At 73.6% G+C, this 2,072-nt stretch carries 2 pseudogenes; both read right to left on the bottom strand.

From position 1 onward, the window contains the following. Positions 1–1,189 (bottom strand): annotated as a pseudogene (locus DKL51_RS31500) (fibronectin type III domain-containing protein); the annotation flags it as partial. A 149-nt stretch (positions 1,190–1,338) separates the two neighbouring features. After that, positions 1,339–2,072: pseudogene (locus DKL51_RS31495) on the bottom strand (hypothetical protein); the annotation flags it as partial.

Genomic DNA, 2,072 nt, shown 5'->3' with positions numbered 1-2,072 from the left:
GGTCACCACCGAGCACGTCGTTGTCGTACTTGTTGACCTCGCGGACCTGGTTCTTGTCGTCCACCACCCGCGCGGTCGCCGAGTTGGGCGCGTTGATGAAGAGGTGGTTCTCCCGCACCTCCAGCTCCAGCGGCCCGCCCCTGCCGTCGCCCTTGATGCTGTCGACCAGCTTGCCGTCGGCGTCGAACGAGTAGACCGTGCCGGTGGACTCGTCGGCGCAGTAGAAGCGGCCCGCCCAGGCCACCGCGGGGCTGAGCCCGTCCCCGGTGCCCGGCACGGTGAACTGCCGCACCTCGCCGCCGTCGCGGACCACGTGTACCCGCCGCTCACCGGCCACGGTCACCGGCACCTGCGGGCCGCTGGTCCGCGGCGGCAGGCTGCCCGCGCCGGTCATCGTCAGGTCGGCCCGCTGGGTCCGCCCGGCCCGCACCGTCACCAGCGAGGCCGACGTCCGGTCCAGCACCGCGACGCCGTCGTCCAGCGTGGAGACCACCAGCTCGTGGCTGGGCTCCGCGACGTCGTACGTCTCGACCTGCTTGGGGCTGAGCCCGGCCGGCGGCGCGGCGCCCGGCGTGGCCGGCAGTTCGGCGGCGGTCACCGCCGAGATGGTGCCCTCGCTCGGCACGGCTATCCACAGCCGGCCCTCGCCGTCGAACTGGCCGCCGGTGATGCCCGGCGGATAGCGCACCGGCTCGCCGACCGGGGTCAGCGACCTCGGGTCGAGCTGCCGGACGATGCCCTGCACCGCGTCGACGACGAACGCGGCCTCCTCGTGCAGCGCGACGTTGACGCCCAGCCCGGGGGTGGTCGGGGTGGTCGCGGTGATCTGAAGGGTGGCGAGGTCCAGCGAGCTGACCTGGCCGGTGTTCAGGTCGCGCAGGATCAGCAGCCGGTCGGTCTGGGTGAACTGCATCTGGTGCCGACGGGCCGCGGGGATCTCCACCCGGGTGTCGACCCGGGCGGTGACCCCGTTGACCCGGGCCATCTCGCTGCGCGACATGCTCCACAGCCAGGAACTCGCGTCATAGTTGGCGACCGCGTTGTCGGCGGCGCCGAGGCCGAGGACGGTAAGCCCCATCGCCGCCAGCAGCGCCGTCACGGTGCCGATGGTGACCAGTCCGCCCCGCATCCGGGATCGGGGCCGGGGTTCCTGCGCGCCGGTGCTCGCGACGTCCTCGATGGTGGCCACTGCGGGCTGCCTCTCCGTGTCGGTGCGGGGAGATGCGCGTGCGGCAGCGATCCCTCCCCAGAGCCGGGAGCCATCATAGGGGCCGCTCAACGCCAGGGGCACCCAGACCGTTCTCCTGTGGACACACACCGTGTCCGTTGTGGAACCGATCAGCGCGGCGTCGCGCTCCCTTCCCGATCGGTACAGACCTGACCCGACGTGGCGAACGCGTCCGTGGAGTAGACCGCAAGCACCGTGAAGCAGTAGTCCAGCTTTCCATTCAGCCCGTTGACCGTGTAGCTGGTCTGCCCGGGGTCCACCGTGGCCATCACGCCCAGCTTCTGCCCGGCCCGACCGCCGGCGACCATGAACGGCACCCCACCGCCCGTCGGGTCGGTCCAGGTGATCGTGATGGTGGTGGTGTCGTCCCGCAGCCGCAGGTCACCCGGGGGCGCGCCGGTCACCACCGGCTTCGCCCGGGTCGACGTGGGCGCCGGCGCGGCGTCGCGGTTGAGCACGACCGCGCCCACGCCGACCGCGGCCGCCACCGCGAGCACCGCGGCACCCGCCACCACGGCGATCACCGTCCGGTTGCGGCCGGGCGGCTCCGGCTCCTTTGCCACCGGGTACGCCGGCGGCCGGTGGAACGGCGCCGGCACCGCTGGCCACGCCCCCTCCGTCGGGTACGTCTCTGGCCCGGGCTGCCGTGCGGCGGGAGCCGGCTCGGGGAACTGGAGCAGCTCGTCGTAGACCGGCAACGGCTGCCGCGCGTCGGAGCCGGTCGTCGAGACGGGCCCCGGCCCCTCGGCGGCCGCGAGGCCCGCCTCGTCCGTGTCGTCCGTCGGCGCGTCGCGGCCGGTGTCAGCCGGACGGTCCAGCGGCTGTGGCGGGGCAGCGCTACTCC

Source organism: Micromonospora globispora (assembly GCF_003857015.1).
Taxonomy (GTDB): Bacteria; Actinomycetota; Actinomycetes; order Mycobacteriales; family Micromonosporaceae; genus Micromonospora; species Micromonospora globispora.
The sequence above is the reverse complement of the archived record's forward strand: the minus strand, read 5'-3'. Positions and strand labels throughout refer to the sequence as shown.